Genomic DNA, 23,861 nt, shown 5'->3' with positions numbered 1-23,861 from the left:
CCAGGCGGGGAAACGTCACGTTCTGCACCACCACATCACGTCTGCCCCATCAGATATGGGTGTGCAGTCGTGATCTGACGGGGCAGACGCGCGGGGCAGACGCGCGGGGTGGTGCGGCGAGAGCAGGCGACGGCGGCACGGCCCGCCGGTCAGAGCAGCGTCCAGGCCTCGCTGAGCACGTGACGCAGGATCTGCTCGATCTCCTCGAAGTCCTCCGGTCCGGCGATCAGCGGCGGGCTGAGCTGGATGACCGGGTCGCCGCGGTCGTCCGCCCGGCAGTACAGCCCGTGGTCGAAGAGCTTCTTGGAGATGAAGCCGTAGAGGATCCGCTCGGACTCCTCGGCGTCGAAGCTGGCCCGCGTGGTCTTGTCCTTGACCAGCTCGATCCCGTAGAAGAACCCTTCGCCGCGGACATCGCCGACGATCGGCAGGTCGCGCAGCTTCTCCAGGGTGTTTCGGAAGGTGCCGGCGCTCTGCTGAACGTGCTCGAGAACCTTCTCCTCCTCGAAGATCTGCAGGTTCTTCAGTCCCACCGCAGTGGAGACCGGGTGCCCGCCGAAGGTGTAGCCGTGGCCGAACATCGCCCCTGGCTGGAGGAACGGCTCCATGAGCCGGTCCGAGGCGATGGCGGCGCCCAGCGGGGCGTACCCGGAGGTGATGCCCTTGGCGGTGGTGATGATGTCCGGCTGATACCCGAAGTGCTCCGCGCCGAACATGTGCCCCAGTCGGCCGAAGGCGCAGATGACCTCGTCGGAGACGAGCAGCACGTCGTACTCGTCGCAGATCTCACGGACCCGCTGGAAGTATCCGGGAGGGGGCGGGAAGCAGCCACCGGCGTTCTGCACGGGCTCCAGGAACACCGCGGCCACGGTCTCGGGGCCCTGAGCCTCGATCGCCAGGGCGATCTGGTCGGCCGCCCAGCGCCCGAAGCGTTCCAGGCTCTGGGCGTCGGTGACCTGCAGGGCGCCGGCGGTGAGCTCGTGGGCCCGGTAGGCGTTGGTGTTGCTGACATGGACGGTGCTGGGCACCAGCGGCTCGAAGTCCTGCTTGAGCCCGGCCAGGCCGGTGATGGACAGCGCACCATGGGTGGTGCCGTGGTATGCCGTCGCCCGGCTGATGACCTTGTGCTTGGTGGGCCGGCCGGTGAGCCGGAAGTAGTTCTTCGCCAGCTTCCAGGCGGTCTCCACCGCCTCGCTGCCGCTGTTGGTGAAGAAGATCCGATTCAGGTCCCCGGGAGCGAGCTGCGCGAGACGCTCGGCCAGCTCGATGGCGGGGGGATGCGCGTAGGACCACAGCGGCATGAACTCCAGCTGAGTGGTCTGGGCGGCGGCCGCCTCGGCGAGATCCCGGCGGCCGTGTCCCAACTGCGAGGTGAACAGGCCGGCCAGTCCGTCGATGTAGCGCCGCCCCTGGGCGTCCCAGAGGTGGACGCCCTCGCCCCGGACGATCAGCGGCACGTGGGCTTCGGGGGAGGGGCTGTGTCGGGTGAAGTGCATCCAGAGGTGTCGGTTCGCCGCGGTCTGCAGGCGGGACGCCTCATCCTGGGGCAGAGAGGGGTGAGTCATCTTCCTATGGTGCACTCCGCCTCTCGCCCATTCAAGAGAATCAGCGAACAAAATCTGTATCAGCGACGAAATCAGTTGTTCACGAGTCGATGCTTGGCTTGATCCGTACATCCCCTGTACGGTGGGTGCGAGTGACTCGGATCACACCAAAGGCGTGGCCCTTCATGGAGCCGCGCAGGAGAAGGAGGCCACAGATGGCACTGACGGAGTTCTTCAACATCGTCGACGGGGAGAAGGTCCCCGCCGTCTCGGGGGCGACCTACGACGTCGTCGCCCCGCACCTCGGAGAGGTCTACGCGACGGCTCCGCTCTCCGGCCCGGAGGACGTCGACCGCGCCTATGCCGCGGCGTCGCGGGCGTTCTCCAGCTGGAAGCGCACCACGCCGCGGGAGCGCGGGGAGGCGCTGCTGAAGATCGCCGACGCGCTGGAGGCCCGCTTCGACGAGTTCGTCGCCGCCGAATGCCAGGACACAGGGAAGCCGAAGCACCTGACGGCCGCCGAAGAGATGCCGATGAACATCGATCACTTCCGGTTCTTCGCCGGTGCCGGCCGCGTGCTCGAAGGCAAGGCCGCCGCGGAGTACATGGAGGACCACACCTCCTTCGTGCGCCGCGAGCCGGTCGGTGTCGTCGGCCAGGTCACCCCATGGAACTACCCGCTGCCGATGCTCATCTGGAAGGTCGCCCCCGCCCTGGCCGCCGGCAACACGATCGTGCTCAAGCCCAGCGACACCACCCCGGCGACCTCCACGCTGTTCGCCGAACTCTGCGCCGAGATCCTCCCGGCCGGAGTGTTCAACGTGATCTGCGGCGACCGGGACACCGGCCGCGCCCTGGTCGCCCACGACACCCCGGCGATGGTCGCCATCACCGGCTCGGTGCGCGCCGGGATGCAGGTCGCCGAGGCGGCCTCCCAGGACCTGAAGAAGGTGCATCTGGAGCTCGGCGGCAAGGCGCCGGTGATCGTCCACGACGACGCCGACCTCGCCTCCGCGGCCGAGGGCATCGCGGCCGCCGGCTACTTCAACGCCGGTCAGGACTGCACAGCGGCCACCCGCGTGCTGGTCCACGAGTCCGCCCACGACGAGTTCCTCGCCGCGCTGAAGGAGCAGGCCGAGCACACCACCCTCGGCGGCCCCGATGACGACGACGCCGACGTCTGCCCGCTGAACAACGCCGACCAGCTGGCCACGGTCTCCGCGAAGGTGGACTCACGTCCTGACCATGTGCGGCTGGTGGCCGGAGGCCACCGGGTGGGGGAGGCCGGCTACTTCTACGCCCCCACGGTCCTGGCCGGCCTCGCTCAGGACGATGAGCTCATCCAGGAGGAGATCTTCGGGCCGGTGATCACCGTGCAGACCTTCTCTTCGGAGAAGGAGGCGCTGGCCATGGCCAATGACGTCACGTACGGCCTGGCCTCCAGCGTCTGGACCAGCGACCACGGCCGCGCGATGCGCGCCTCGAAGGAGCTCGACTTCGGCTGCGTGTGGATCAACACCCACATCCCCTACCTCTCCGAGATGCCGCACGGCGGCTTCAAACACTCCGGCTACGGCAAGGACCTCTCGATGTACGGCCTCGAGGACTACACCCGCATCAAGCACGTGATGAGCTTCATCGGAGACGGCGAGTAAGGCGGAGCACCTCATGGAGACCACCGTGACGGACTGGGGGCGTCAGGCGCTCGAGGGCGCGAAGCTGGCCCCGCTCTGGCTCGACACCGACGAACGCCCGGCACCCCGGCCTCCCGCTCAGGACGGCGCGCAGGTCGACCTGCTCGTGGTCGGCGGCGGCTTCACCGGACTGTGGACCGCACTGCGCGCCGTCGAGCGCTCACCCGGTACCCGGGTGCTGCTGGTCGAGGCCGACCGCCTCGCCGAGCAGGCCACCGGACGCAACGGCGGATTCTGCGAGGCCAGCCTCACCCACGGGGAGGAGAACGGGCGCAGCCGCTGGCCCCAGGAGTTCGAGACTCTGGAACGCCTGGGGCTGCAGAACCTCGACGAGATCGAGGAGACCGTCGACCGATACGGCATCGACTGCGGCTTCGCCCGCGGCGGCGCGCTGAGCGTGGCCACCCGCCCGCACGAGGTCGAGGCCTTCGAGCCGGGCACCCCCGGGTTCCTCGACGCCGAGGCGGTCCGCGAGTACGTGGACTCGCCCACTTATCTGGCGGGCCGTTACGATGCCGAGTCCTGCGCCGTCGTCGACCCGGCCCGCCTGGCCTGGGGCCTGGCCGCCGCCGCGGAGGCCCAGGGCGTCACGATCGCCGAGCACAGTCGCCTCGAGAGGCTGCAGGAGCTGCCGGGCGGCTCCGGCGACGGGGTGCAGGCCCAGCTGGTGACCTCACACGGACCGGTGAGCGTCACCGCCGAGCGTACGGTGCTGGCCACCAATGCGTTCCCGAACCCCTTGGGGCGTTCGTGGAAGCACCTGCGCTCCCGCTGGGAGACCGTGCCGGTCTACGACTATGTGCTCGCCACCGAACCGTTGAGTGAGCAGCAGCTGGCCGCGATCCGCTGGGACCCGGCCATCGGTGTCGCCGATGCCGGCAACCAGTTCCACTACTACCGGATCACCCCGGACCGGCGGATCCTCTGGGGCGGGTACGACGTCGTCTACCACTTCGGCCGCTCGATCCGGGCTGAGCACCTGGACCGGCCGAAGACCTACCAACGGCTGGCCGACCACTTCGCCGAGACCTTCCCCCAGCTGGAGGGGATCCGCTTCACCCACCGGTGGGCCGGGGTCATCGACACCTCCTCCCAGTTCTGCGCGCTCTACGGGCAGGCCCATGGGGGCCGGACGGTGTACGCCACCGGATTCACCGGGCTCGGTGTGGGGTCCTCGCGGTTCGCCGCCGACGTCATGCTCGACAGGCTCGCCGGGCTCCAGACCGCACGCACCCGGCTCGAGATGGTCCGCCGGAGGCCGATGCCGTTCCCGCCTGAGCCGCTGGCCTGGATCGGCATCATGATCACCACCTGGGCCCGGGCCCGGGAGGACGCGACAGGCCGGAAGAACCTCTGGCTGCGCACGATGGACCGACTGGGGCTGGGATTCGACTCCTGAGCCTCGCGAAGGCCGGACACCGCACTGAGATCACCGCACTGAGATCGCCGCACCGAGATCACCGCACCGAGATCACCGCACTGAGATCACCGCATCACCGCACTGAGGAGGACCCCATGTCCCGTCGCCACACCCCCCTTCCCCCGGACCCGATGGTCCGCTCCCTGGTCCGCTCCCAGATGGCCAGCCGGCGGATGTCCCGCCGTCACCTGATGGTGGGAGCAGGAGCCGCCGGACTGTTGGGGGCGCTGACCGCCTGCGGCACCGGTGGAACCACCAGCGCCGACGACGCCCCGGCCGAGGACCTCTCCGAGGAGACCATGGAGCTGCTCTGGGCCAACTGGAGCCTCTACCTGGACTATGACAGCGACACCGGCAGCTATCCCACGCTGGAGAGGTTCCAGGAGGAGACCGGCATCAACGTCACCTACGCCGAGGACATCGACGGCAACGAGAGCTACTACGGCACCGTCCAGAACCAGCTGCGCCAGGGCCAGAACTTCGGCCAGGACCTGGTCACCTTCACCGACTGGATGGCCTCACGCCTCATCGCCGCCGGCCAGGTCCGCGAGCTCGACCACGGCAACATCCCGAACCTGGACAATCTGCTTCCCGGCCTGCGCGACGTCGGCTTCGACCCCGGCCGCACCCATTCGGTCACCTGGCAGTCCGGGATGACCGGACTCGCCTGGAACAAGGAGGCCGTCCCGAACGGGGTGCGCACGGTCACCGACCTGCTGACGAACCCGGACCTGCGCGGACGCGTAGTGGTCCTCGACGAATGGCGGGACACCCTGGCGCTGCTCATGCTGGAGCAGGGCACCGACATCACCGCCTTCGACTCCGACGACTTCGACGCCGCACTCGAGGTGCTGGAGGAAGGCATCTCCAGCGGCCAGATCCGTCAGGTCCGAGGCAACGCCTACATGGAGGACCTGGTCTCCGGAGACGCCCTGGCCGTGATGGCGTGGTCCGGCGACATCACCCAGCTGAACCTCGAAGAGGGCGACCGCTGGGAGTTCGGCCTCCCCGAGGCCGGCGGCGCCCTGTGGTCAGACAACCTGCTCATCCCCAACGGCGCCGAGCACAAGACCAACGCCGAGCGGCTGATGGACTACTACCTGCAGCCCGAGGTCGCCGCCGAAGTGGCCGCCTACGTCAACTACGTCTGCCCCGTCCAGGGCGCCCAGGAAGCCATGGAGGACATCGACCCCGAGCTGGCCGATGATCCGATGATCTTCCCGACTGAGGAGATGCAGGCGGACCTGCACACCATCCGCAGCATGGACGCCGAGGAGGAGGCCGAGTTCACCGACCGGTTCCAGGCGGTGATCGGGAACTGATGATTGTCACCGATACGGCAGGCACCGGACGAGACCTCGCTCTCCGCGGGATCACCAAACGGTTCAGCGGGTACACCGCCGTCGACGACCTCGACCTGCACGTGCCCGCCGGCAGCTTCTTCGCGCTGCTGGGCCCCAGCGGATGCGGCAAGTCCACCACCCTGCGGATGATCGCCGGACTGGAACACCCCACCGAAGGCCGGGTCCTCATCGGTGAGGAGGACGTCACCGGCAGCAAAGCCCACCAGCGGGAGGTCAACACCGTCTTCCAGAGCTACGCGCTGTTCCCCCACCTCAGCGTCCTGGAGAACGTCGCCTTCGGGCTCAAGCGTCGCAAGGTCCCCGACGCCCTCGGCCGGGCCGGGACGATCCTCGACCTGGTGGAGCTGGGCCACCTGGCCCAACGACGCCCCGCCCAGCTCTCCGGAGGCCAGCAGCAGCGAGTCGCCTTGGCCCGAGCCATCGTCAACGAGCCGCATGTGCTGCTCCTGGACGAACCGCTCGGAGCTCTGGACATGAAGCTGCGGCGCCAGATGCAGACCGAGCTGAAACATATCCAGGAAGAAATCGGGATCACCTTCATCCACGTCACCCACGACCAGGAGGAGGCCCTCACCATGGCCGACACCGTGGCCGTGATGAACGCGGGCCGCATCGAGCAGATCGGCCCGCCCGGGGAGCTCTACGACCTGCCGCGGACCGCCTTCGTGGCGAACTTCCTGGGCAAGTCCAACCTCTTCGAGGCGGAGGTGCTCGGCGATGCGCCGTCCGCACCGGGGAAGCTGACCATCCGCTTCGGCGAGACCTCCTGCACGCTGGCCGCTGAGAGGGCCGTGCAGCATGCGGGGACGATCGTCGTCGGAATCCGCCCCGAGAAGATCCTCATCTCCCGGACAGGTGAGCGGCCGCCCGGTGACCGCGCCGACTGGACCCGTGTGACCGGCGGGCGTGTCAGCTCCGCGGCCTACACCGGCGTCTCCACCGAGTACGAGGTGGAGCTGCCCGCAGCCGGCACCCTGACCGTGTTCTCCCAGAACCTCCACACCGAGGTGATCAGCGCCGGAACCGAGGTCGACCTGTGGTGGGACGACCGCAACCTCTTCGGGCTGGCCGGCGGCTCCGACACCGGTGCCGGCGTCGGGGAGCTGCGATGAGCCTGCAGCCCGCCGAAGAGCTCACCACGCCTCAGGAGCACGTCGACCCGCCGACGATCCCCGAGCAGTCCGCGGAGGAGCAGCGCACCTGGCGATCCCGCGGACGTCTCGGGATGCTGCTGGTCATCCCCGGCTCCGCGTTCATCCTGATCTTCTTCGTGGTGCCGGTGTTCTCCATGCTGGCGATGTCCCTGTACACCCAGCCCGAGGGTGCGACCGCCGGAGAGTTCGTGCCCGGGTTCAACATCGCCACCTACGCCGAGGTGATGACCACCTACGGGGACACCTTCATCCGGTCCTTCGCCTTCGCACTCATCGCCACCCTCGCGGCGCTGTGCATCGGCTACCCGATGGCCTATCTGGTGGCGGTCAGGCTGCGCGGCCGACACCTGCTCCAGGGGCTGCTGCTGGTGGTGATCATCGCGCCCTTCTTCTCCAGCTTCATCCTGCGCGTGCAGTCCTGGCGGTTCATCCTCTCCGATGAGGGATGGGTGGTCGGCTTCCTGAAGGCGATCGCCATCCTGCCGGAGGACGGCCGACTCACCGCGACCGCGCTCGCCGTCGTCGCCGGCATGACCTACCTGTACCTGCCGCTGATGACGCTGCCGATCTACGCCAACCTGGAGCGTCTGGACACCCGGCTGATCGAGGCCGGAGGAGACCTCTACGCGGGCGGTTTCCAGACCTTCCTGCGGGTGACGCTGCCGCTGTCCACCCCCGGGGTGATGGCCGGAACCATCCTGACCTTCATCCCGGCCTCCGGCGACTACGTGAACGCCGTGATGCTCGGCAACAACGTGGACACCACCACAGTCGGCCAGATCATCGATTCACGGTTCTTCCATGCCGCGGACTACCCCTCGGCCGCGGCGCTCGCGGCGGTGCTGATGGCGATCATCCTGATCCTCGTCACCCTGTACGTGCGCCGGTTCGGGACGAAGGAGATCGTATGAGCACCGTGCAGACCTCGAACACCACGGAGGGTTCGGGCACCGCCCCCAGAGCGGGCGCCGGCGGGGTGACCGGCGGGGTGACCGACGACGTCGAGACGACGAGCACCCCGCGCGCCCGACGTCGGTTCGACCTCAGCCGCTGGTTCGTGCCGGTGATCGGCGGGTTGGCCTTCGTCTACCTGCTGGTCCCGATCGCCTACATCTTCGTGTTCTCCTTCAACGACGCCGGGCGCACGAACCTGACCTGGCGCGGCTTCACGCTGGCCAACTGGCAGGACCCCTGCCGGCCCTCGCAGCTGTGCGAGGCCTTCGCCAACTCCCTGATCGTCGCGGTCGTCGCCACCACGGTGGCCACTGTGCTGGGCACGATGATCGCCTTCGGGCTGGAGCGCTACCGCTTCCGATTCGCCGGCTCGGCGAACATGCTGATCTTCCTGCCGCTGGCGACCCCGGAGGTCGTCCTCGGTGCCTCGCTGCTCTCCCAGTTCCTCAACCTGGGCGTGCAGCTGGGGATGGGCACCACGATCCTGTCGCACATCATGTTCTGCATCTCCTTCGTGGTGGTGGCCATCCGAGCACGCATCGCCACTCTGGATCCGGCCCTGGAGGAGGCTGCCGCGGACCTCTACGCCTCCGGACGCACCGCGTTCTGGCGGGTGACCTTCCCGCTGCTGATCCCCGGGATCGCTGCGGCGGCGCTGCTGAGCTTCGCGATCAGCTTCGACGACTTCATCGTGGCGAACTTCAACTCCGGGGCGTTCACCACCTTCCCGCAGTACGCCTACGTCGCCGCTCGGCGCGGCATCCCCGCCGAGGTGAACGTGCTGGGTTCGGCCATGTTCCTCGGGGCGATCGCCCTGGTCGTGGGGGTCCAGGTCTGGCGGTACTGGCGGGGCAAGAAGCTGGCCGCACTGTGACGGGCACTGTGACGGGTGCTGTGAAAGGCTGGAGCTCATGGTGAAGAACAAGAACCACCGCACGGCCGAGATCGATGAGGTCAACAAGGCCATCATCGAGCTGCTCCAGCAGGACGGCCGCCGCTCCTTCGCCTCGATCGCCAAGGCCGTGGGGCTCTCGGAGGCCGCCGTGCGCCACCGCGTCCACCGTCTGCAGGACCTCGGCGTGATGCAGATCGTGGCGGTGACGAACCCGTTGGAACTGGGATTCCCCCGCCAGGCGATGATCGGCATCAAGGTCGCAGGGGAGCTCGAACCGGTGGCTGAGGAGCTCGAGTCCTACGACGAGGTCGACTATGTGGTGATCACCGCCGGGGGCTTCGACCTGCTGGTGGAGGTGGTCTGCGAGGACGACGACCATCTGCTCGAGATCATCTCCCAGCGGATCCGTGCGATCGACGCAGTGGTCGGCACAGAGACCTTCATGTACCTGAACCTGCGCAAGCAGACCTACACCTGGGGAGTCCGGTGAGCGTCCGGCCGGCCCCGGGGTGCTGACCCGGGCTGCTGACTCGGTTGCTGACCCGGTTCCTGACCGGCTTCCCGGCCAGCTGACGGCCGCCGTCGAGTGCGTACGGGCACGACGACGGCGGCCGGCTCCATGTGCCCAGCGTCTCCTCCTGCGGGCTGAGGGCAGACACCCGTGCCGCCCCTGATGTCCTGACTCAGTACACCTAGAATGGGGCGGGGCGTCACCGCGCCTGATCTCTCGGATGATCTCCCGCATGATCTCGACAAGGACGGAGCACGTGGCCGCTGAGAAGACCGACGTCCGCGAGCGTGCGGCGCTGAGGTCCCCCGTCGAGCCTGCCGTCCTGGAGGCCCAGGGGCTGAGCTCCATGCAGGTGGCCGAGCGGCAGCGGCTGAAGCTGGCCAACGTCCAGCCGCACACCACCTCCCGTTCTCTCGCGGAGATCCTGCGCACCCACCTGATGACGCTGTTCAACCTGATCATCGGGGTGTGCGCACTGGTGATCATCATCCTGGGCCGCTGGCTGGACCTGCTCTTCGCCGTCGCCGCCGTCGCGAACGTGATCATCGGCCTGGTGCAGGAGTACTCGGCGAAGCGCAAGCTCGATGCGATCGCCCTGCTGCACCAGGACAGCATCCGGGTGCTGCGGGACCGGCTCATCGTGGAGATCCACCGGGAGCAGATCGTCCTCGACGACGTAGTGGAGCTGCGCCGCGGCGACCAGGTCCCCGCCGACGGGGTGGTGATCGCCTCCTCCGGGCTGGACGTGGACGAGTCCATGCTCACCGGCGAGTCGGATCCGGTGCCCAAGCGCCGCGATGACATCGTGCTCTCCGGCACGGCGGTGCTGGCCGGCACCGGACGGTTCGTGGTCACCGCCGTCGGCGACGACGCCCACGCGATCAAGCTCGCCACCGAGGCCAAGCGGTACCAGAAGATCAATTCGGAGCTGCGCCGTGCCCTGGAGAAGGTCGCCTTCTGGCTGTCCCTGGTGCTTCTGCCGATCACCGCCGTCGTGGTCAACGGGCAGATGCAGGCCTTCGGGGGCTGGAGCCGGGCCTGGCGCACCGGCGAATGGCGTGAGGCCATGGTCACCGCCGTCTCCTCGGTGACGGCGATGATCCCGCAGGGCCTGGCGCTGATGACCACGATCGCGTTCGCCGTGGCGGCGCTGAAGCTGGCCCAGGACAAGGTCCTCATCCAGGAGCAGCCGGCGGTGGAGATCCTCGCCCGGGTCGACGTCGTCTGCCTGGACAAGACCGGCACGCTGACCGACGGGACCATCGCCTTCCACGGGGCGGTGCCCCTGGACGCGCGCGGGATGCCCCTCGCTCCGCACCGGGATCCCTCGTCGACGGCGATGGCAGGCACCGAGCCGTGGCAGCAGGTGCTGGCCTGGTTCGGCGCGGACCAGTACGCCAACCCCACCGCGGCGGCGCTGCGCGAGCCGTTCTCCGCGCTGCCCCGGCACCACGCCGCCTACCAGGTGCAGTTCTCCTCGGCCCGTCGCTGGTCTGCGGTGACCTTCGCCGACGACGCGGGCGAGCTCGCCGGACACTGGGTCCTCGGCGCCCCGGACATCCTGCAGTCGCCGCATGTGGTGCCCTCGGTGGAGGTGGACCGGCTGCTCGACCACACTGACACCACGGCGGCCAGCGGGCTGCGCACGATGATCCTGGCCCGCGCGCCCTTGGAAGGACCGATCCGCGACGGCGCGAGCGGACCGCTGGGCCGCGGGCATCGACTCCCCGATGAGCTGGAGCCGGTGGCTCTGCTGACGTTCAAGGAGAACGTCCGGGCGGACGCCCGAACCACCCTGGAGTACTTCGGCGAACAGCACGTGGCCCTGAAGGTGATCTCCGGAGACAGCCCCCGCACGGTCTCCGCCGTGGCGCGGGAGGTCGGTATGCCGGTGGTCGGTGACGGCGTCGACGCCTCCCAGCTCACCGACGACCCGGAGGCGATGCGCGCCGCACTGGTCACCCACGCGGTGTTCGGGAGGGTCTCCCCGGAGCAGAAGCGCACGATGGTGGAGGCGCTGCAGGCCGACGGCCATGTGGTGGCGATGACCGGCGACGGGATCAACGACGCCCTGGCGATGAAGAAGGCCGACCTGGGCATCGCCATGGGCAACGGGGCACCGGCCACCAAGGCGGTCTCCCGGATGGTGCTGCTCGACGGCCGCTTCGACCGGCTGCCGAAGGTGCTGGCCGAAGGACGGAAAGTCATCGCCAACACGGAACGGGTGGCGCACCTGTTCCTCACCAAGACGGCCTATGCGATCATCCTGGGACTGTTCTTCGGGCTGATGTTCTGGCAGTTCCCGTTCTTGCCGCGCCAGTTCTCCACCGTGGACTTCCTGATGATCGGCTGCCCGGCGTTCTTCCTGGCGCTGCTGCCGAACACGCGCCGGTACCGTCCGGGCTTCCTGCGTCGTTCGGTGCTGTTCTCCATCCCCGCGTCGCTGGGGATATGCCTGGCGGTGATCGCCGTCAGTGCGGCCGGCCGGCACCTCCAGGAACCGGCCTCCGGGGTGCAGACGGCGTCCACGCTGTGCCTGACGGCCGTGGGCCTGTGGGTGCTCACCGTGGCGCTGCGCCCGCTGACCACACCGCGGATCATCCTCATCGCCTCGATGTACGTGCTGCTGGCCGCGGCACTGCTGGTGCCGATCTCCCAGCAGTACCACCTGTTCGCCATGCCCAGCGCTGAGCTGCTGGCCGTCGCGTTCGTCGCCGCGATCCTCGGGTCCGGGCTGATCGAGCTGGGATACCGATGGCACGAACGCACAGTGGATCTGGACCCGCTGGACCCGGTCCTCGCTGAACGGGGCTGAGCTGCGCGGTCAGTCGCCGATGACGGAGACCACCAGGTCCTCGCCGCTGGCGCCGACCTGGACGTCCAGGCCGAAACGGACGTCGTGGCTCTCCTCGAGCTCCTCGCCGTCGAAGTGGTCCAGAGAGTCGAAAGTCACCGTGGCACGGAGCATGGAGGCCCCGGTGACCGTCCAGCCGTCGTCGCCGAAGGTCAGGGTGATGTCTGCCGGGTCGGGCATCTCCCAGGAGATGGTGTCCGCGTCCACCGAGTTGGGGGTGGTGACCCCCATCGGGCAGCCGCTGGGCATCAGCACCTCCTGCTCGGCGCAGCCGTCCAGATACTCCTCGACCTCGTCATGCATCAGCTGGGCGGCGGTCTCCGAGGCTTCCAGCTCGATCTCGATCTGGTGGTCGCCGTCAGCGACGACCACCTCGTGGCCCGCGCCGGAGAGCCACTCGCTGTCGATGTCGACATCGATGACAGTCGGTACGAACGCGGCCAGAGTGGCAGCGTCCTCGTGGAGGTTGACCGGCTGCTCGTTGACCTCCACCTGGCCGATCCCGCCGAGCTCGGCGGCTGGGACCGAGAGCTCCACCTCGGTCATCGCCTCGGAGTTCAGCGTCCAGTCGTCGAAGAACAGCCAGATGCTGCCGGTACGGGTCATCGGCACATGGGCCTCGTGCGGATCGCCGTCCACGGTGAAGGAGAGGTCGGCGCCGTCGCGGCGCTCGGTGATGGCCAGGTTCTGCACCTGCTCAGAGGAATGGCGGAGCGCATCGTCGTCGAGGAGCACGGAGTCCATGGCGCCGGGCGAAAGCCGGTCCTCGTCAGGGACCGTGGGGGAGTCGTCCGCGTTTTCGGCGTCCGGCGCCTGGTCCCCCTCAGCCTCATCTTCGGCCGAGGCGGCGAGCGCGAGGCTCTGCGGCGTCGGGAGTGCGGCATCGAGCTCGGGCACGGAGGAGAACATCGCCAGCGCGGTGGCGCCGTCGCCGGCCTGCAGTGACTCCCAGTAGTTCTCGGCCACTGCGTCGGTGGAGTAGACGTGCTCGTCCACCTGCCAGATACCGATTCCGCTGGCGACCAATGTCAGCACCAGTCCGCTGCCCCAGCCGGCCCACGCGGCGACGTTGGTCTTCCGCGGCTTCTCCGCCGGAGCGGGCTGGCCGGGCTGGCCGGGGTAGCCGGGCTGGCCGGGACCCGGCTGTGGGCCATACGGGGGGTGGCGGTGCGGGGCCTGGTGGACGCCGCCCGGACCGTGGGGGTTGTGCGGACCTGTGCCGTGGGGTCCCGGGCTGTGTGCGCCGGGGCCGAAGGGACCGGGAGGAAAGGGAGACGGTCCGCCGTGCTGGGGGCCGGGGTGGCCTGGGCCGCCCTGCTGTGCCCCTCCTCGACCAGGGTTCCTGGGGGCGGGAGCTCCCTGGCCCGGGATCGGTCCGGCCGGACCGGGACGCGGAGCGGCCGGTGGCGGGGACGACGGCGTGCTGGACGACGGCGTGCTGGACGACGGCGTGCTGGGGGACGGCGTGCTGGGGGACGACGCCGTGCCCGAGTGCGGCACTGTGTCAGGGGATACGCCGCCTGCGGGGGCGCCATGACCACGCTGGACCGCGCCGAAGCTCTCCGAGTCGCCGGAGGAGCCCGGCGATGGTGCGGAGGGACCGCTGCCTGCATGCCGTGCCGTGCGTCCGGGGCCGTCGGGCCGCTCCGGCCGCTCGCCGGGGAGGGCGCCGTCGTCGTGTCCCTGGTGACTCATGGTCGGTGGTTCCTCATCGTCGCGCGCATCGTTCCGGGTGGTGGCAGGGCCGCCCCCGAGGTCGGCAACAGCCTAGCAACCGGGAACCCGCCGGAGGACCGACACCCAGTGTGTGAGAACACACCGCACACGTTGATGGTGCGATCTCACCACCCCGATGTGGAACGGGCGGTGAGAGCGGGTCGGGGCGCACCGGGTGCAGAACGGGCGGACGGCGCTGAACGCTCCAGCGGGGCCCGTTCCTGGCTCACATGAGCAGCAGCGAGACGGCGATCATCGCCGGAATCGCCAGGATCGTGGTCACCAGGACGGTATCCCGGGCGATCATTTCCCCGGACTCGTAACGGATCGCGCTGACCAGCACGTTCTGGGCTGTCGGCAGCGAGGCCATGACCACCGCGGCCAGCACCTGGTGCCCCGACATGCCGAACACGACCGTGGCTAAGAGCCAGGCGAGCACCGGGTGGGCGACAAGCTTCAACGAGGAGGCCAGCAGGACGTCGGCCCGCCGGCCAGCCTTCTTGTTCAGCGGTCGGCTGCCCACCAGGGAGAGGCCGAAGGAGAGCAGCATCAGTGGGATGGACGCCCCGGCGATGAGCTCCACAGACTCGTGCATCGGACCGGGCAGCACCCAGTCCTGCCAGGAGAACAGCAGGCCCAGCCCGGCCCCGAGGATCATCGGGTTCACCGCTGACTGCCCGAGGCTGCGCAGCGTGGAGGTGCCCCTCGCGGGACGGACCTTCGTGGTGGTGCCCTGGTCCCGGGTCAGCCAGTCCATCGCCGTCACGTACACCGGGGTGTAGAGGGCCAGCTGGAACATGATGATCGGGGCGGCGAAGGCCACGTCTCCCAGCACGTAGGCGGCGATCGGGAACCCGAGGTTCGCCGAGTTCACCAGCGAGGCGCTCATCCCGCCGATCATCTGCTCTGAGCCGGCCCGCCGCCTCAGCAGCAGCCGGGCCAGCAGCAGATACAGCAGCAGCGTGGTGAAGGCTCCCAGAGCGGCGATGGCGAACTGCGGGCCGAGGACGTCGCGCAGCGAGGCGTCGGCGACGGTGAGGAACAGCAGGCAGGGGGAGGCGACGAAGAACGCCACCCGGCTGAGCACCACCCGGGCCTCCGGAGGCAGGAGCCCGAGCTTCCCAATGACGAAGCCCACACCGATGATGAGCCAGATGATGGAGAAGCCGGAGAAGACCGCCTCCATATCGCCCCCTGATCATCCTCGTGCCGGCCGACCGGTTCCGCGGACGACTCTACTCCTGCCGCCGCAGGCCAGGGGGACAGGGACGTCTGGTGACGCGAGCATGACAGAAGAGGCCGCCGTCGTCGTCTTGCCGGGGCGGACGACGACGGCGGCCTCACCAGGTCTGCGGGCCGGTGCGGCTCACTCCTCCTCGGCGGGGCGGAGGAAGTCCTCACGGATGCGGTCCACGCCCTCGGCGGAGATCTGGAAACCGTGCTCCTGACCGGCATCGATGATGATGCCGGCACCGGCGAGCGACTGCACCACGGCCACACCGGGGGCGTCCACGGCGTGCGGGGCGTGCTCGGAGTACTCGGCCGGCACCACATCGGTGCCGGAGAACAGGGCGATCAGCGGGTTGCCCTCGTTGTCCTGCAGGGTCAGCGGGTTCACCGAGGCGGTCTCCGGGGTGACCTCCTCGGCGCTCAGGAAGTACACAGTGGAGGTGAGGAAGGCGCGGATGATCTCGTTGGGCTGAGCTTCACCGTCCTTGCCGGCGACCAGCGTGTCGCGCAGGTCGGGCAGCTGCTCGCCCTCGGGCGTCTCGTCGGGATTCTGGGTCTCGGGGTTCTGAGGAGTCTCGCTCATCCGTCCACGCGATCATGTCCGGGCGCGGAATGCAAGGTGGTACCGGCGCCGTCCCGCGTCCTGAGCGGCCAGCGGCGCCTCCGGGCACGCCTGCATTCTCGGCTGCGTCGGCGTCATCACCCCGGGCGGGTGCGGTACCTTGGCTTCGTGCTGCTTTCAGACCGTGACATCCATGCAGAGCTCGACGCCGGCAGGATCCAGCTGGATCCGTTGGACGAGAGCATGATCCAGCCCTCCAGCGTCGACGTGCGCCTGGAGCGCATGTTCCGGCTCTTCGACAACCACAAGTACGCGCACATCGACCCCGCGGCGGAGCAGCAGGACCTGACCCGCCTGGTGGAGGTCGACCCGGAGGAACCCTTCGTCCTGCACCCGGGTGAGTTCGTCCTGGGCGCCACCTATGAGCAGGTCACCCTGCCCGACGACGTCGCCGCCCGGCTCGAGGGGAAGTCCTCGCTGGGCCGGCTGGGGCTGTTGACGCATTCCACGGCCGGGTTCATCGACCCTGGCTTCTCCGGTCAGGTGACCCTGGAGCTCTCCAACATGGCGACGTTGCCGATCAAGCTGTGGCCGGGCTCGAAGATCGGGCAGCTGTGCTTCTTCCGGCTCACCTCCCCGGCCACCGACGGATACGGCAGCAGCAAGCACCAGTCGCGGTATCAGGGTCAGCGCGGCCCGACGGCGTCGCGGTCGCATGAGAACTTCCACCGCACCATCATCGGCTGAGGGCACGGAGCGCAGCATCATGGCGGGCTTGAGGCAGGCCCCTTCGTCCTCGGACGATCCGCGGGATCCTGTCCGGCGGAAGGCGATGCAGGACATCCCGGCTCTGCGGCGGCGTGAGCGCCGGGTCTTCGGAGCAGCTCTGGTGCTGCTCGCCCTGGTGAGCGCGCTCGTGGTGGTGGAGATCCGCACCGTGGGGAACGTCGTGTTCCCCGTGGCCGCCCTCGTCGTGATGGCGGTGTGCGCGGTGGGCCTGCTCCGCTCCATCCTGCTCACGGAGAGGGCGAACCGTCGGTTGGAGCGGGACATGACCCCTCCGGCGCGGGAGCGGGTGCCGCTGGAGGTGCGTGTGGTCGTGATGGACATGCCTTCCGGAGCGGGCGGGGTCTGGTGGACTCGAGTGTCGCTCTGCGAACCGGGAACCAGGCGCGCGCTGCTCATCTCACGGTTCCGAGGACAGGGCCCGGCTGAGGTGGAGGGGGAGCCCGTCACCTTCCACGGCCGATTCGTGCCGGGTGGCAATGCGGTGCTCGAGGGGCCGACGGCGATCTGTTCGCCCTGCCGGAGCCGCTGCGTTCCCCCGTGTTTCGGCCGAGCCGCTGGAGACGCTTCCGGGAGTCTCGGGGGCTGCCGCCCACGGCTTGAGGTGTTGCCCTGGCGGACCTCTGCCCTCGAGTGGGGACGTGCGCTCACTTCCGGACGCGGTGTTCGCGCATCTTCGCCGGTCCGGTGGGGTTCTTCACCAGCAGCATCGCGGCGAGGCCCATCAGCAGGATCGTCACCACACCCAGGATGATGGCCTTGTCCCCGGCCTGGGTGTCGGTCTCCTCGGCCGCAGAGATCAGCAGGATCAGCGAGATCAGCGCCGGGGTCAGGAAGCTGACGCTGCGTCCGGCGGTGGCGTAGAGGCCGAAGAGCTCGGCGGCCCGTGAGGGCGGGGCGAGCCGTGCGAGGAAGGCGCGCGACGACGCCTGCGCGGGTCCCACGAAGAACGTCAGCCCCAGCCCGAGGATCCAGAATGCGGTGGTCGGCTCGAGGACGAAGGCCCCGAAGTCCCGGTCCACGTCGAGGAAGTACATGGTCCCGGCGAGGACGACGAGGCCGGTCACGCAGGTCATGATGACGGCGCGGGGGCCGAGCCGGTCGTCGAACCAGCCGCCGATGAACGCCCCGATCGCCGCGACCACGTTGCCGGCGATGCCGAAGAGCAGGATGTCTCCGGTGGTGAAGCCGAAGACGGTGACCCCCAGGATGGCGCCGTAGGTGAACACGGCGGAGAGTCCGTCGCGGTAGATCGCTGAGGCCAGCAGAAACCACAGGGTGTTGCGGTCCTCCTTCCAGAGCCCGATGATCACGCGGAACAGCCGCCGGTAGGACTCGACGAGGGAGACCTTCTCCTCGATCGTCTCGGTGTCGGCGGTCTTGACCTTGGTGAACAGCAGCGGCAGTGCCCACAGCAGGAACCAGGCGGCGGCGACGACGGCGACCATCCGGATGTTGATGGCATCCTCCTCGCCGAGGCCGAACCAGTGGGGTGGGTCCCCGGCGACGAGTCCGAAGTAGACCAGGGACAGGATCGCGATGCCGCCGAGGTAGCCGGCACCCCAGCCGATGCCGGAGACCCGGCCCATCCTCTGGGGGCCGGCGATGTCGGTGATCATCGCGTTGTAGTTCAGGTTCGCGAACTCGTCGAACAGGGTCATGGTGGCCATGAGCGTCACGCCCAGCACCAGGTAGGCCTGGTCCGGCTTCACGAAGAAGCAGGCGGCGACCAGCGCGATCACGATGAACGTGTTGATGGTCAGCCAGAGTCGACGGCGGCCGGCCTTGTCGGCCCGCTGCCCGATCACCGGGGCGGTGACCGCGATGAGGCCTCCGGCGATCGCGTTGGCGGTGGTCAGGTACTGGGTGCCCTGTCCGCCGGGACCGACGGCGTCGGCGATGTAGGTGCCGAAGACGAACGTGACCATCACGGCGCTGACGGTGGCGTTGCCCCAGCTCCACATGCTCCAGACCGCGATCACCCGCTTGTGCAGCGGTTGGCCCGCGGAGCTCGGGGCCGCGTCGACTGATGAGGTCATGGGCGCATCGTATCGTCACAGGCAGGCGCGCGAGGATGGCATCATCTGGCAGATCGCTTCAGCCCTGATCCACCGATGGGAGAATCAGAAGCCCCTGTTCTCAGCCGAGAACAGGGGCTTCTGACGTGGGGACATTCTGTTTTCTCTTGAACGCAGGTCTGTAAGGAGGCTTCACCTCAGAGGTGAACGAGCGGTCAGCTCGCCGTCGGTGCCTCGCGGGTCACGGCGGTCTCCTGCTCAGACGCCATTCCTTTGTGTAGGAAGAGCCCGATTATGAGGGTCAATACCAGGCAGATCCCGTAGTACAGGTACTCGTGCAGATGAAGATGTGACCACGGACCGATCCTGGTCCAGGCGAATGCTGCCATGTAGATCCCGAAGCTCCGGGGTTTGATGACCTCCGTATTAGGGATGTCGTTGACTCGCAGATAGATCGCCAGAGATGCCACTGTTGCGGCCAGTGCGATGATAAGCATGCCGGTGCGCTGGTCGCCAGTGTAAGCACCCCATAGAGTAAGTGCGGCACCGGCGACCAGCGTGGCGAGCACAACTGCTGTGTACTGCGCTGTTCGGTTATTCATCAGTCGCAGGCTGCGTTCCAGTCGATCATCTGGTCTGCGGCGAAGTTGACGGCGACGCAGGTCAGAGCAGCGACTCGGCTGACCAAGCCTGCGGCGTAGCAAGAGGGGTAGCGTGCCGCAACGAATCCGAGGGCAGTACCCCAAGCTGCGGCACACTCAGGCATCTGGATACCCCGGGCCTGGACGTCACCTTCCCCGGTGCTGGGGGCCTGGCTCTGGATCAGCTCTTCGAGTTGGGCCTCGTCCACGGTGACCTGGAGTTCTTCGGAGTGGTCGAGATATGGGATGAAGACCCCCATCTCGTAGAGGTCGATGGTGCCTTGGAGGGCTTCTGTGTCATCGATGGCGGCAGCCAGGGCCTGCTGCTCCAGGTATGCCCGATCACCGGGAAGCTCATTGAGCACGGCATTCAGGGTGGCAGAGCTTTGGGCGATAGCAACTCTTTCTTCGAACCCGGCAGGATCTGCTGCCTGAGCTTCCGCGATGTGCTCTTCAATCTCAGCCTGGCTGGCCTGAGCAACCTCAGCTGCGGCCTCCTCGTCCTGAACGGTTCCCGAAGCATGAGCGGGCCCTACTGAGGCGAATGCGAGCACCCCGGCGCAGACGATGGATGCCACCGCGGTCAGAGGCCGGAAGGAGCGCTTCACCGCCTTCCCCGTGTCCTCGTTCTGGACCACTGGGAAAGCATCAATATTCGTCGGGTTTGCGGTGGTCGTCACGCTGAATCACTCCAAATTTGTATCTCTCAACTTTGTGCGAGGACGTGACTCCACCTTCACTGAACGAGAACTGTGCGTCAACACGACGGCTCGTTAAATTCCGATGAACCGCTGAAGGCCGTCCAACTCTTCGCCAGACCCCCTATGCCCTTGATTGGGGCTCTTCGGAGTTCAGGTGGGGTAGGCACGACACGCTGAGTAGCTCAGGGGCGCAACGAAGAGGGGCCGGGGCCCCGAAGATGTGTAGCGACCAAGCAAACACAGCCAGGAAGCCCCGACCCCGATGTTCGAGAATACCCGGCCTGTCTCTGCCTGCCGAGCCGACCAGCACACCTCCTGCCACCACTGTGACGTCCTCGTCGGTCTCGAGGGCCTCCACGTCATCGATGTCGATCGCTCAGCCCGGGCGGGTGCGTTGATCGTCACCGTTGAATCTTCCCCATCTGGTACCGGCTGCCCGGACTGCGGAGTCATCGCTACCAGCGCCGGAAGGAAGACCATTGAGCTCATCGATGCCCCGGTCTACGGAGCCCCGGCCCGATTGCGCTGGCGCAAGCGACGATGGCGCTGCGGCGACCCTGACTGCTCCACCGGGGTCTTCACCGAACAGAACCCCGTCGTGGCGGCAGAGCGGGCGCTATTGACCCGCCGGTGCATCGCCTACGGGATCACGCTGATGCGCCGAGAGAATCTCTCCGTCCAAGGACTGGCCCGCCAGCTCGGAGTCGACTGGCACACCGCCTGGCGAGCGATCCGCCCCTTGTTGCAGGCTGCTGCTGGCGATGAGCGCCGATACACCGGGGTCTCCACCCTCGGTGTCGATGAACATGTGTGGCACCACGTTGATCGGCGTCGACGCGGGCCGAAGGAACTGACCGGGATGGTCGACCTGACTCGAGATGATCGGGGCCAGGTGCAGGCCAGGCTGCTGGACCTGGTTCCAGGGCGCACCGGCAAGGCCTACGCCGACTGGCTCGCCACCCGCAGTCCTGAGTTCCGGGCAGGTGTTCAGGTCGCCCCGTTGGATCCGTTTGCCGAGTATAAGAATGCCATCGACGCCCATCTCGACGAGGCCACCGCTGTGCTCGATGCCTTCCATGTGGTCAAGCTCGGCACCGCCGCTGTCGATGAGGTCCGTCGCCGAGTCCAGCAGGACACCCTGGGGCACCGAGGCCGCAAGGGCGACCCTCTCTATGGAATCCGGCGGTTGCTGCAGACCGGGATGGAGAACCTCAGCCAGGCACAGTGCCGGAAGATCGAGCGGGTCATCACCGCTGACCCGAGGCATGAGGAAGTCTTCATCGCCTTCCAATGTGCGCAAGAACTCCGGGCGGCCTATCAGCACCATGACCTACGAGCTGGGCGGCAGATCGCGGTTAAGGCCCTGGAGTCCTTCTCCTCCTGCCCGGTCGGCGAGATCGCCCGGCTGGGCCGGACCCTGCGGAAATGGCGTGCCGAGTTCTTGGCCTACTTCACCACTGGCAGGTCGAACAACGGCGGCACCGAGGCGGTCAACGGACTCATCGAGCTCGCCCGACGGATCGCCCGTGGATTCCGCAATCGTGAGAACTACAGGTTACGGATGTTGCTGATCGGAGGAGGCCTCGATGGGTATCTCCCCACCTGAAGTCCGAAGAGCCTTGATTGGGGCCGTACATCTGCGTGCTGCTGGGCTGCAGGCGTCCGGGCAACTGGCAGAATGACGGTTCTCGAAGCCTTCATCCGACCGCGCAGAAAGGATGCCTCCAGCGGTGTTATTGAACCACGCACCCGGTGCTCTGGCCTACGATTTCGACGACCCGAACCTGATTGGCTCCGCCGGGCTGCTTCCTGTGATGCGTCTGGCAGAGGCCGCTGGGCTGAGTACCTTGGCCCCACAACGACTGAGCCTGCCCGGTGACAAGGGCGCGAACTCCCCGGCGAAGATCGCTTCTCTGGTAGCTGGTATGGCCGCCGGAGCCGATTCCATTGACGACATGGGCTCGCTGCGTCATGGAGCCATGCCTGGACTCTTCAAGAAGATCTACGCCCCCTCAACTCTCGGGTCGTTCCTGCGGGAGTTTTCCTTCGGGCACGTACGGCAACTCGATGCACTCTCATCACGGCTGTTGGCCGCCCTGGGATCACAGGCCCCGCTGCTGCCGACCCAACGCCGACCCATATCTGAAGCCGAGGGCATGGCCTTCGTTGATATCGATGACACTGTCATCGAGGTCCACTCTGCGAAGAAACAAGGAGCAGGATTCGGCTACTCCGGGAAACGTGGGCTCAACGCTTTGCTGGTCACCGCCTCAACCGCGCAGGCCCCGCCGGTGATCATCGGCCAACGCCTGCGCAAAGGAGCTGCCCACTCCGCGCGAGGAGCTTCCAAGACTCTCAGTGACGCCCTGGCCACCGTGAGCAGGGTGCCCGGTCATCACGCCCGGGTGGTCGTCCGCGCTGACTCAGCCTACTACTCTGCTCGGATCGCTGAGACGATTCAGCGCAACGGCGCAGACCTCTCGATCACTGTGCGGATGAACAAAACCATCCAAGAAGCGATACGGGCGATCCCCGAGCAAGCTTGGCAGGGGATCGAATACCCGCAGGCCATCTATGACGAGGCCACCGGGTCATGGATCTCATCAGCTGAAGTCGCGGAAGTACCCTTCACCGCTTTCACCTCGAAGAAGAACCAGCAGCAGGTCACAGGACGGCTGATCGTCCGCAGAGTCTCGGAGCTGAACCAGGCTAAACTTGCCGCAGGACAGGACCCTCTCTTCGATGCCTACCGGCATCATGGATTCTTCACCACTATTAGCGCTGAGGTCCTCGATACTGTGGCCGCCGACAAGACTCACCGACAGCACGCTGTCATTGAGCAAGTCAATGCCGAGCTCAAAGCAGGGCCGCTGGCGCGCATGCCCTCCGGGGTCTTCAACGCCAACGCCGCCTGGCTGACGCTGGCAGTGATCAGCCATAACCTCCTACGTGCGGCTGGAAGCATAGCGGCAGGAGCCCTGACCAAAGCCCGTGCGCTGAGCATCCGTCAGAAGCTGATCAACATCCCCGCCCGGATCGCTTCCCACGCCCGGAAACTGACGCTGCACCTTCCCCAAGAATGGAAATGGGCGCAGGAGTTTGCTCGCCTCTACGCCCACTCCAGTGGCAATCCACCTGAATCAGAATCAAGCCCTTGACGATCAGGCCCCGAAAGCCGCGAACCAGGTATAAGGAGAACCTGGCAAATCTCACAGTGGAACAGCTCGGAGCATGGCCGGGACACCCTGACACGCCCACAGCAGGGCCGCCCCGCTTTTAAGAGAAATTCAGAACAAGGGAGCCCTGTTCAACCTCGACCGGTGGATCAGGGTTCAGCTGTGTGCGAGTTGGCGGGCTACGAGCGCTTTAGCTATGGTTTCTCGCGGAAACTTTCATGGTGTGAGTATTTGAGGGGTATTGGGAAGAAGTTGACTCGCGCATTGGCGAATCTTGGTGTTTCGGCAGGATTGGTCGCCGGGTCCATTGTTCCGGCTCAGGCCGCTAATGATGGATCATGGACTTCCTACTTCTCTGGGTGGCTCACAGGCGTAGAAACGCGCCAGTGGAGCGACCCTAATGTGAATCGTAGTACGACAAGCGTCACGGTGAGAGACTGTCGTTTTCATGCTTCAACACGAGATGTGAACCTTACTTTCAGTCTTGAGCGCAAGCGCACTCTCTTGCCGGGCGTCAGTGAGGGAAGCAGGACTTTCTATTGTTCTGGCGGAAGGTCTTCGACTTCTAGCTATTCTAATCATTCCGGTAATTACACCCTGCGCCTGACGCATATCAATGGCGCCACTAGTTCGTCGGACAA

At 67.2% G+C, this 23,861-nt stretch carries 18 protein-coding genes; 11 read left to right on the top strand and 7 right to left on the bottom strand.

The window, feature by feature from the left end:
• Positions 1 to 149: 149 nt before the first annotated feature.
• Positions 150 to 1,565, bottom strand: a complete 1,416-nt coding sequence (locus ACYVKI_RS13880) for an aspartate aminotransferase family protein (RefSeq protein WP_460690957.1) — start codon at positions 1,563 to 1,565, stop codon at positions 150 to 152.
• Between the two features lie 194 nt (positions 1,566 to 1,759).
• On the opposite strand from ACYVKI_RS13880, the gene ACYVKI_RS13875 reads away from it, so the two are divergent.
• The 8 genes from ACYVKI_RS13875 (at position 1,760) to ACYVKI_RS13840 (ending at position 12,351) form a co-directional block, all read left to right on the top strand.
• Entirely contained in the window at positions 1,760 to 3,199 is a 1,440-nt protein-coding gene (locus tag ACYVKI_RS13875; protein WP_460690956.1) for a gamma-aminobutyraldehyde dehydrogenase, read from the top strand.
• A gap of 13 nt (positions 3,200 to 3,212) precedes the next feature.
• Positions 3,213 to 4,637, top strand: coding sequence for an NAD(P)/FAD-dependent oxidoreductase (locus ACYVKI_RS13870; RefSeq protein WP_460690955.1), 1,425 nt, complete (start codon positions 3,213 to 3,215; stop codon positions 4,635 to 4,637).
• 116 nt (positions 4,638 to 4,753) lie between these two features.
• Positions 4,754 to 5,980 carry an ABC transporter substrate-binding protein gene (locus tag ACYVKI_RS13865; RefSeq protein WP_460690954.1) on the top strand — a complete coding sequence of 409 codons (1,227 nt, stop codon included), beginning with the start codon at positions 4,754 to 4,756 and terminating at the stop codon, positions 5,978 to 5,980.
• Complete coding sequence (locus ACYVKI_RS13860) at positions 5,980 to 7,134, top strand: ABC transporter ATP-binding protein (protein ID WP_460690953.1); 1,155 nt, start codon at positions 5,980 to 5,982, stop codon at positions 7,132 to 7,134. The genes ACYVKI_RS13865 and ACYVKI_RS13860 overlap by 1 nt, the downstream gene beginning before the upstream one ends.
• A complete protein-coding gene (locus ACYVKI_RS13855; protein ID WP_460690952.1) occupies positions 7,131 to 8,087 on the top strand; it encodes an ABC transporter permease in 957 nt (318 codons plus the stop codon). Before ACYVKI_RS13860 ends, ACYVKI_RS13855 begins: the two co-directional genes overlap by 4 nt.
• Positions 8,084 to 9,004: an ABC transporter permease gene (locus ACYVKI_RS13850; protein ID WP_460690951.1), complete on the top strand. Its 921-nt coding sequence runs from the start codon at positions 8,084 to 8,086 to the stop codon at positions 9,002 to 9,004. The genes ACYVKI_RS13855 and ACYVKI_RS13850 overlap by 4 nt, the downstream gene beginning before the upstream one ends.
• Positions 9,005 to 9,041: 37 nt before the next feature.
• Positions 9,042 to 9,515 carry an Lrp/AsnC family transcriptional regulator gene (locus tag ACYVKI_RS13845; RefSeq protein ID WP_460690950.1) on the top strand — a complete coding sequence of 158 codons (474 nt, stop codon included), beginning with the start codon at positions 9,042 to 9,044 and terminating at the stop codon, positions 9,513 to 9,515.
• A gap of 277 nt (positions 9,516 to 9,792) precedes the next feature.
• Positions 9,793 to 12,351 (top strand): HAD-IC family P-type ATPase, encoded by a 2,559-nt coding sequence (locus tag ACYVKI_RS13840; RefSeq protein WP_460690949.1) that lies wholly within the window; start codon positions 9,793 to 9,795, stop codon positions 12,349 to 12,351.
• 9 nt (positions 12,352 to 12,360) lie between these two features.
• Here the strand turns inward: ACYVKI_RS13840 and ACYVKI_RS13835 are convergent, their stop codons facing one another.
• From ACYVKI_RS13835 to ACYVKI_RS13825, 3 genes are all read right to left on the bottom strand, one after another.
• Positions 12,361 to 13,425 (bottom strand): hypothetical protein, encoded by a 1,065-nt coding sequence (locus tag ACYVKI_RS13835; protein WP_460690948.1) that lies wholly within the window; start codon positions 13,423 to 13,425, stop codon positions 12,361 to 12,363.
• A 907-nt stretch (positions 13,426 to 14,332) separates the two neighbouring features.
• The gene (locus ACYVKI_RS13830) at positions 14,333 to 15,292 is read right to left on the bottom strand and encodes an AEC family transporter (RefSeq protein WP_460690947.1); all 960 of its coding nucleotides are present in this window, start codon (positions 15,290 to 15,292) and stop codon (positions 14,333 to 14,335) included.
• Positions 15,293 to 15,472: 180 nt separating this feature from the next.
• A complete protein-coding gene (locus tag ACYVKI_RS13825; RefSeq protein WP_460690946.1) occupies positions 15,473 to 15,919 on the bottom strand; it encodes an SseB family protein in 447 nt (148 codons plus the stop codon).
• A 147-nt stretch (positions 15,920 to 16,066) separates the two neighbouring features.
• Here ACYVKI_RS13825 and dcd point away from each other — a divergent pair, with 147 nt between their 5' ends.
• Positions 16,067 to 16,645 (top strand): dCTP deaminase, encoded by a 579-nt coding sequence (gene dcd, locus ACYVKI_RS13820; protein ID WP_460690945.1) that lies wholly within the window; start codon positions 16,067 to 16,069, stop codon positions 16,643 to 16,645.
• Between the two features lie 686 nt (positions 16,646 to 17,331).
• Here the strand turns inward: dcd and ACYVKI_RS13815 are convergent.
• The 3 genes from ACYVKI_RS13815 to ACYVKI_RS13805 all read right to left on the bottom strand — a co-directional run bounded on the left by ACYVKI_RS13815 (position 17,332) and on the right by ACYVKI_RS13805 (position 20,023).
• Positions 17,332 to 18,723, bottom strand: a complete 1,392-nt coding sequence (locus tag ACYVKI_RS13815; protein WP_460690944.1) for an MFS transporter — start codon at positions 18,721 to 18,723, stop codon at positions 17,332 to 17,334.
• Between the two features lie 194 nt (positions 18,724 to 18,917).
• Positions 18,918 to 19,304 carry a hypothetical protein gene (locus ACYVKI_RS13810; protein ID WP_460690943.1) on the bottom strand — a complete coding sequence of 129 codons (387 nt, stop codon included), beginning with the start codon at positions 19,302 to 19,304 and terminating at the stop codon, positions 18,918 to 18,920.
• Complete coding sequence (locus ACYVKI_RS13805; protein WP_460690942.1) at positions 19,304 to 20,023, bottom strand: hypothetical protein; 720 nt, start codon at positions 20,021 to 20,023, stop codon at positions 19,304 to 19,306. Before ACYVKI_RS13805 ends, ACYVKI_RS13810 begins: the two co-directional genes overlap by 1 nt.
• Before the next feature lie 283 nt (positions 20,024 to 20,306).
• Between ACYVKI_RS13805 and ACYVKI_RS13800 the strand changes: the two genes are divergently transcribed.
• Both ACYVKI_RS13800 and ACYVKI_RS13795 read left to right on the top strand, forming a co-directional pair.
• Complete coding sequence (locus tag ACYVKI_RS13800; RefSeq protein ID WP_460690941.1) at positions 20,307 to 21,650, top strand: ISL3 family transposase; 1,344 nt, start codon at positions 20,307 to 20,309, stop codon at positions 21,648 to 21,650.
• A 124-nt stretch (positions 21,651 to 21,774) separates the two neighbouring features.
• A complete protein-coding gene (locus tag ACYVKI_RS13795; protein WP_460690940.1) occupies positions 21,775 to 23,202 on the top strand; it encodes an IS1380 family transposase in 1,428 nt (475 codons plus the stop codon).
• The last annotated feature ends 659 nt before the right edge of the window (positions 23,203 to 23,861 follow it).

Source organism: Nesterenkonia suensis (assembly GCF_054782935.1).
This window is presented reverse-complemented; position numbering and strand designations above follow the sequence as displayed.

Bases quoted from the DNA above. Each gene is read 5' to 3' on its own strand.
- ACYVKI_RS13865 (WP_460690954.1), top strand. From the start codon at position 4,754: ATGTCCCGTCGCCACACCCCCCTTCCCCCGGACCCGATGGTCCGCTCC.
- ACYVKI_RS13800 (WP_460690941.1), top strand. From the start codon at position 20,307: ATGTTCGAGAATACCCGGCCTGTCTCTGCCTGCCGAGCCGACCAGCAC.
- ACYVKI_RS13860 (WP_460690953.1), top strand. From the start codon at position 5,980: ATGATTGTCACCGATACGGCAGGCACCGGACGAGACCTCGCTCTCCGC.
- ACYVKI_RS13850 (WP_460690951.1), top strand. From the start codon at position 8,084: ATGAGCACCGTGCAGACCTCGAACACCACGGAGGGTTCGGGCACCGCC.
- ACYVKI_RS13825 (WP_460690946.1), bottom strand. From the start codon at position 15,919: ATGAGCGAGACTCCTCAGAACCCCGAGACCCAGAATCCCGACGAGACG.
- ACYVKI_RS13855 (WP_460690952.1), top strand. From the start codon at position 7,131: ATGAGCCTGCAGCCCGCCGAAGAGCTCACCACGCCTCAGGAGCACGTC.
- ACYVKI_RS13815 (WP_460690944.1), bottom strand. From the start codon at position 18,723: ATGACCTCATCAGTCGACGCGGCCCCGAGCTCCGCGGGCCAACCGCTG.
- ACYVKI_RS13845 (WP_460690950.1), top strand. From the start codon at position 9,042: ATGGTGAAGAACAAGAACCACCGCACGGCCGAGATCGATGAGGTCAAC.
- ACYVKI_RS13880 (WP_460690957.1), bottom strand. From the start codon at position 1,565: ATGACTCACCCCTCTCTGCCCCAGGATGAGGCGTCCCGCCTGCAGACC.
- ACYVKI_RS13830 (WP_460690947.1), bottom strand. From the start codon at position 15,292: ATGGAGGCGGTCTTCTCCGGCTTCTCCATCATCTGGCTCATCATCGGT.
- ACYVKI_RS13810 (WP_460690943.1), bottom strand. From the start codon at position 19,304: ATGAATAACCGAACAGCGCAGTACACAGCAGTTGTGCTCGCCACGCTG.
- ACYVKI_RS13875 (WP_460690956.1), top strand. From the start codon at position 1,760: ATGGCACTGACGGAGTTCTTCAACATCGTCGACGGGGAGAAGGTCCCC.
- ACYVKI_RS13870 (WP_460690955.1), top strand. From the start codon at position 3,213: ATGGAGACCACCGTGACGGACTGGGGGCGTCAGGCGCTCGAGGGCGCG.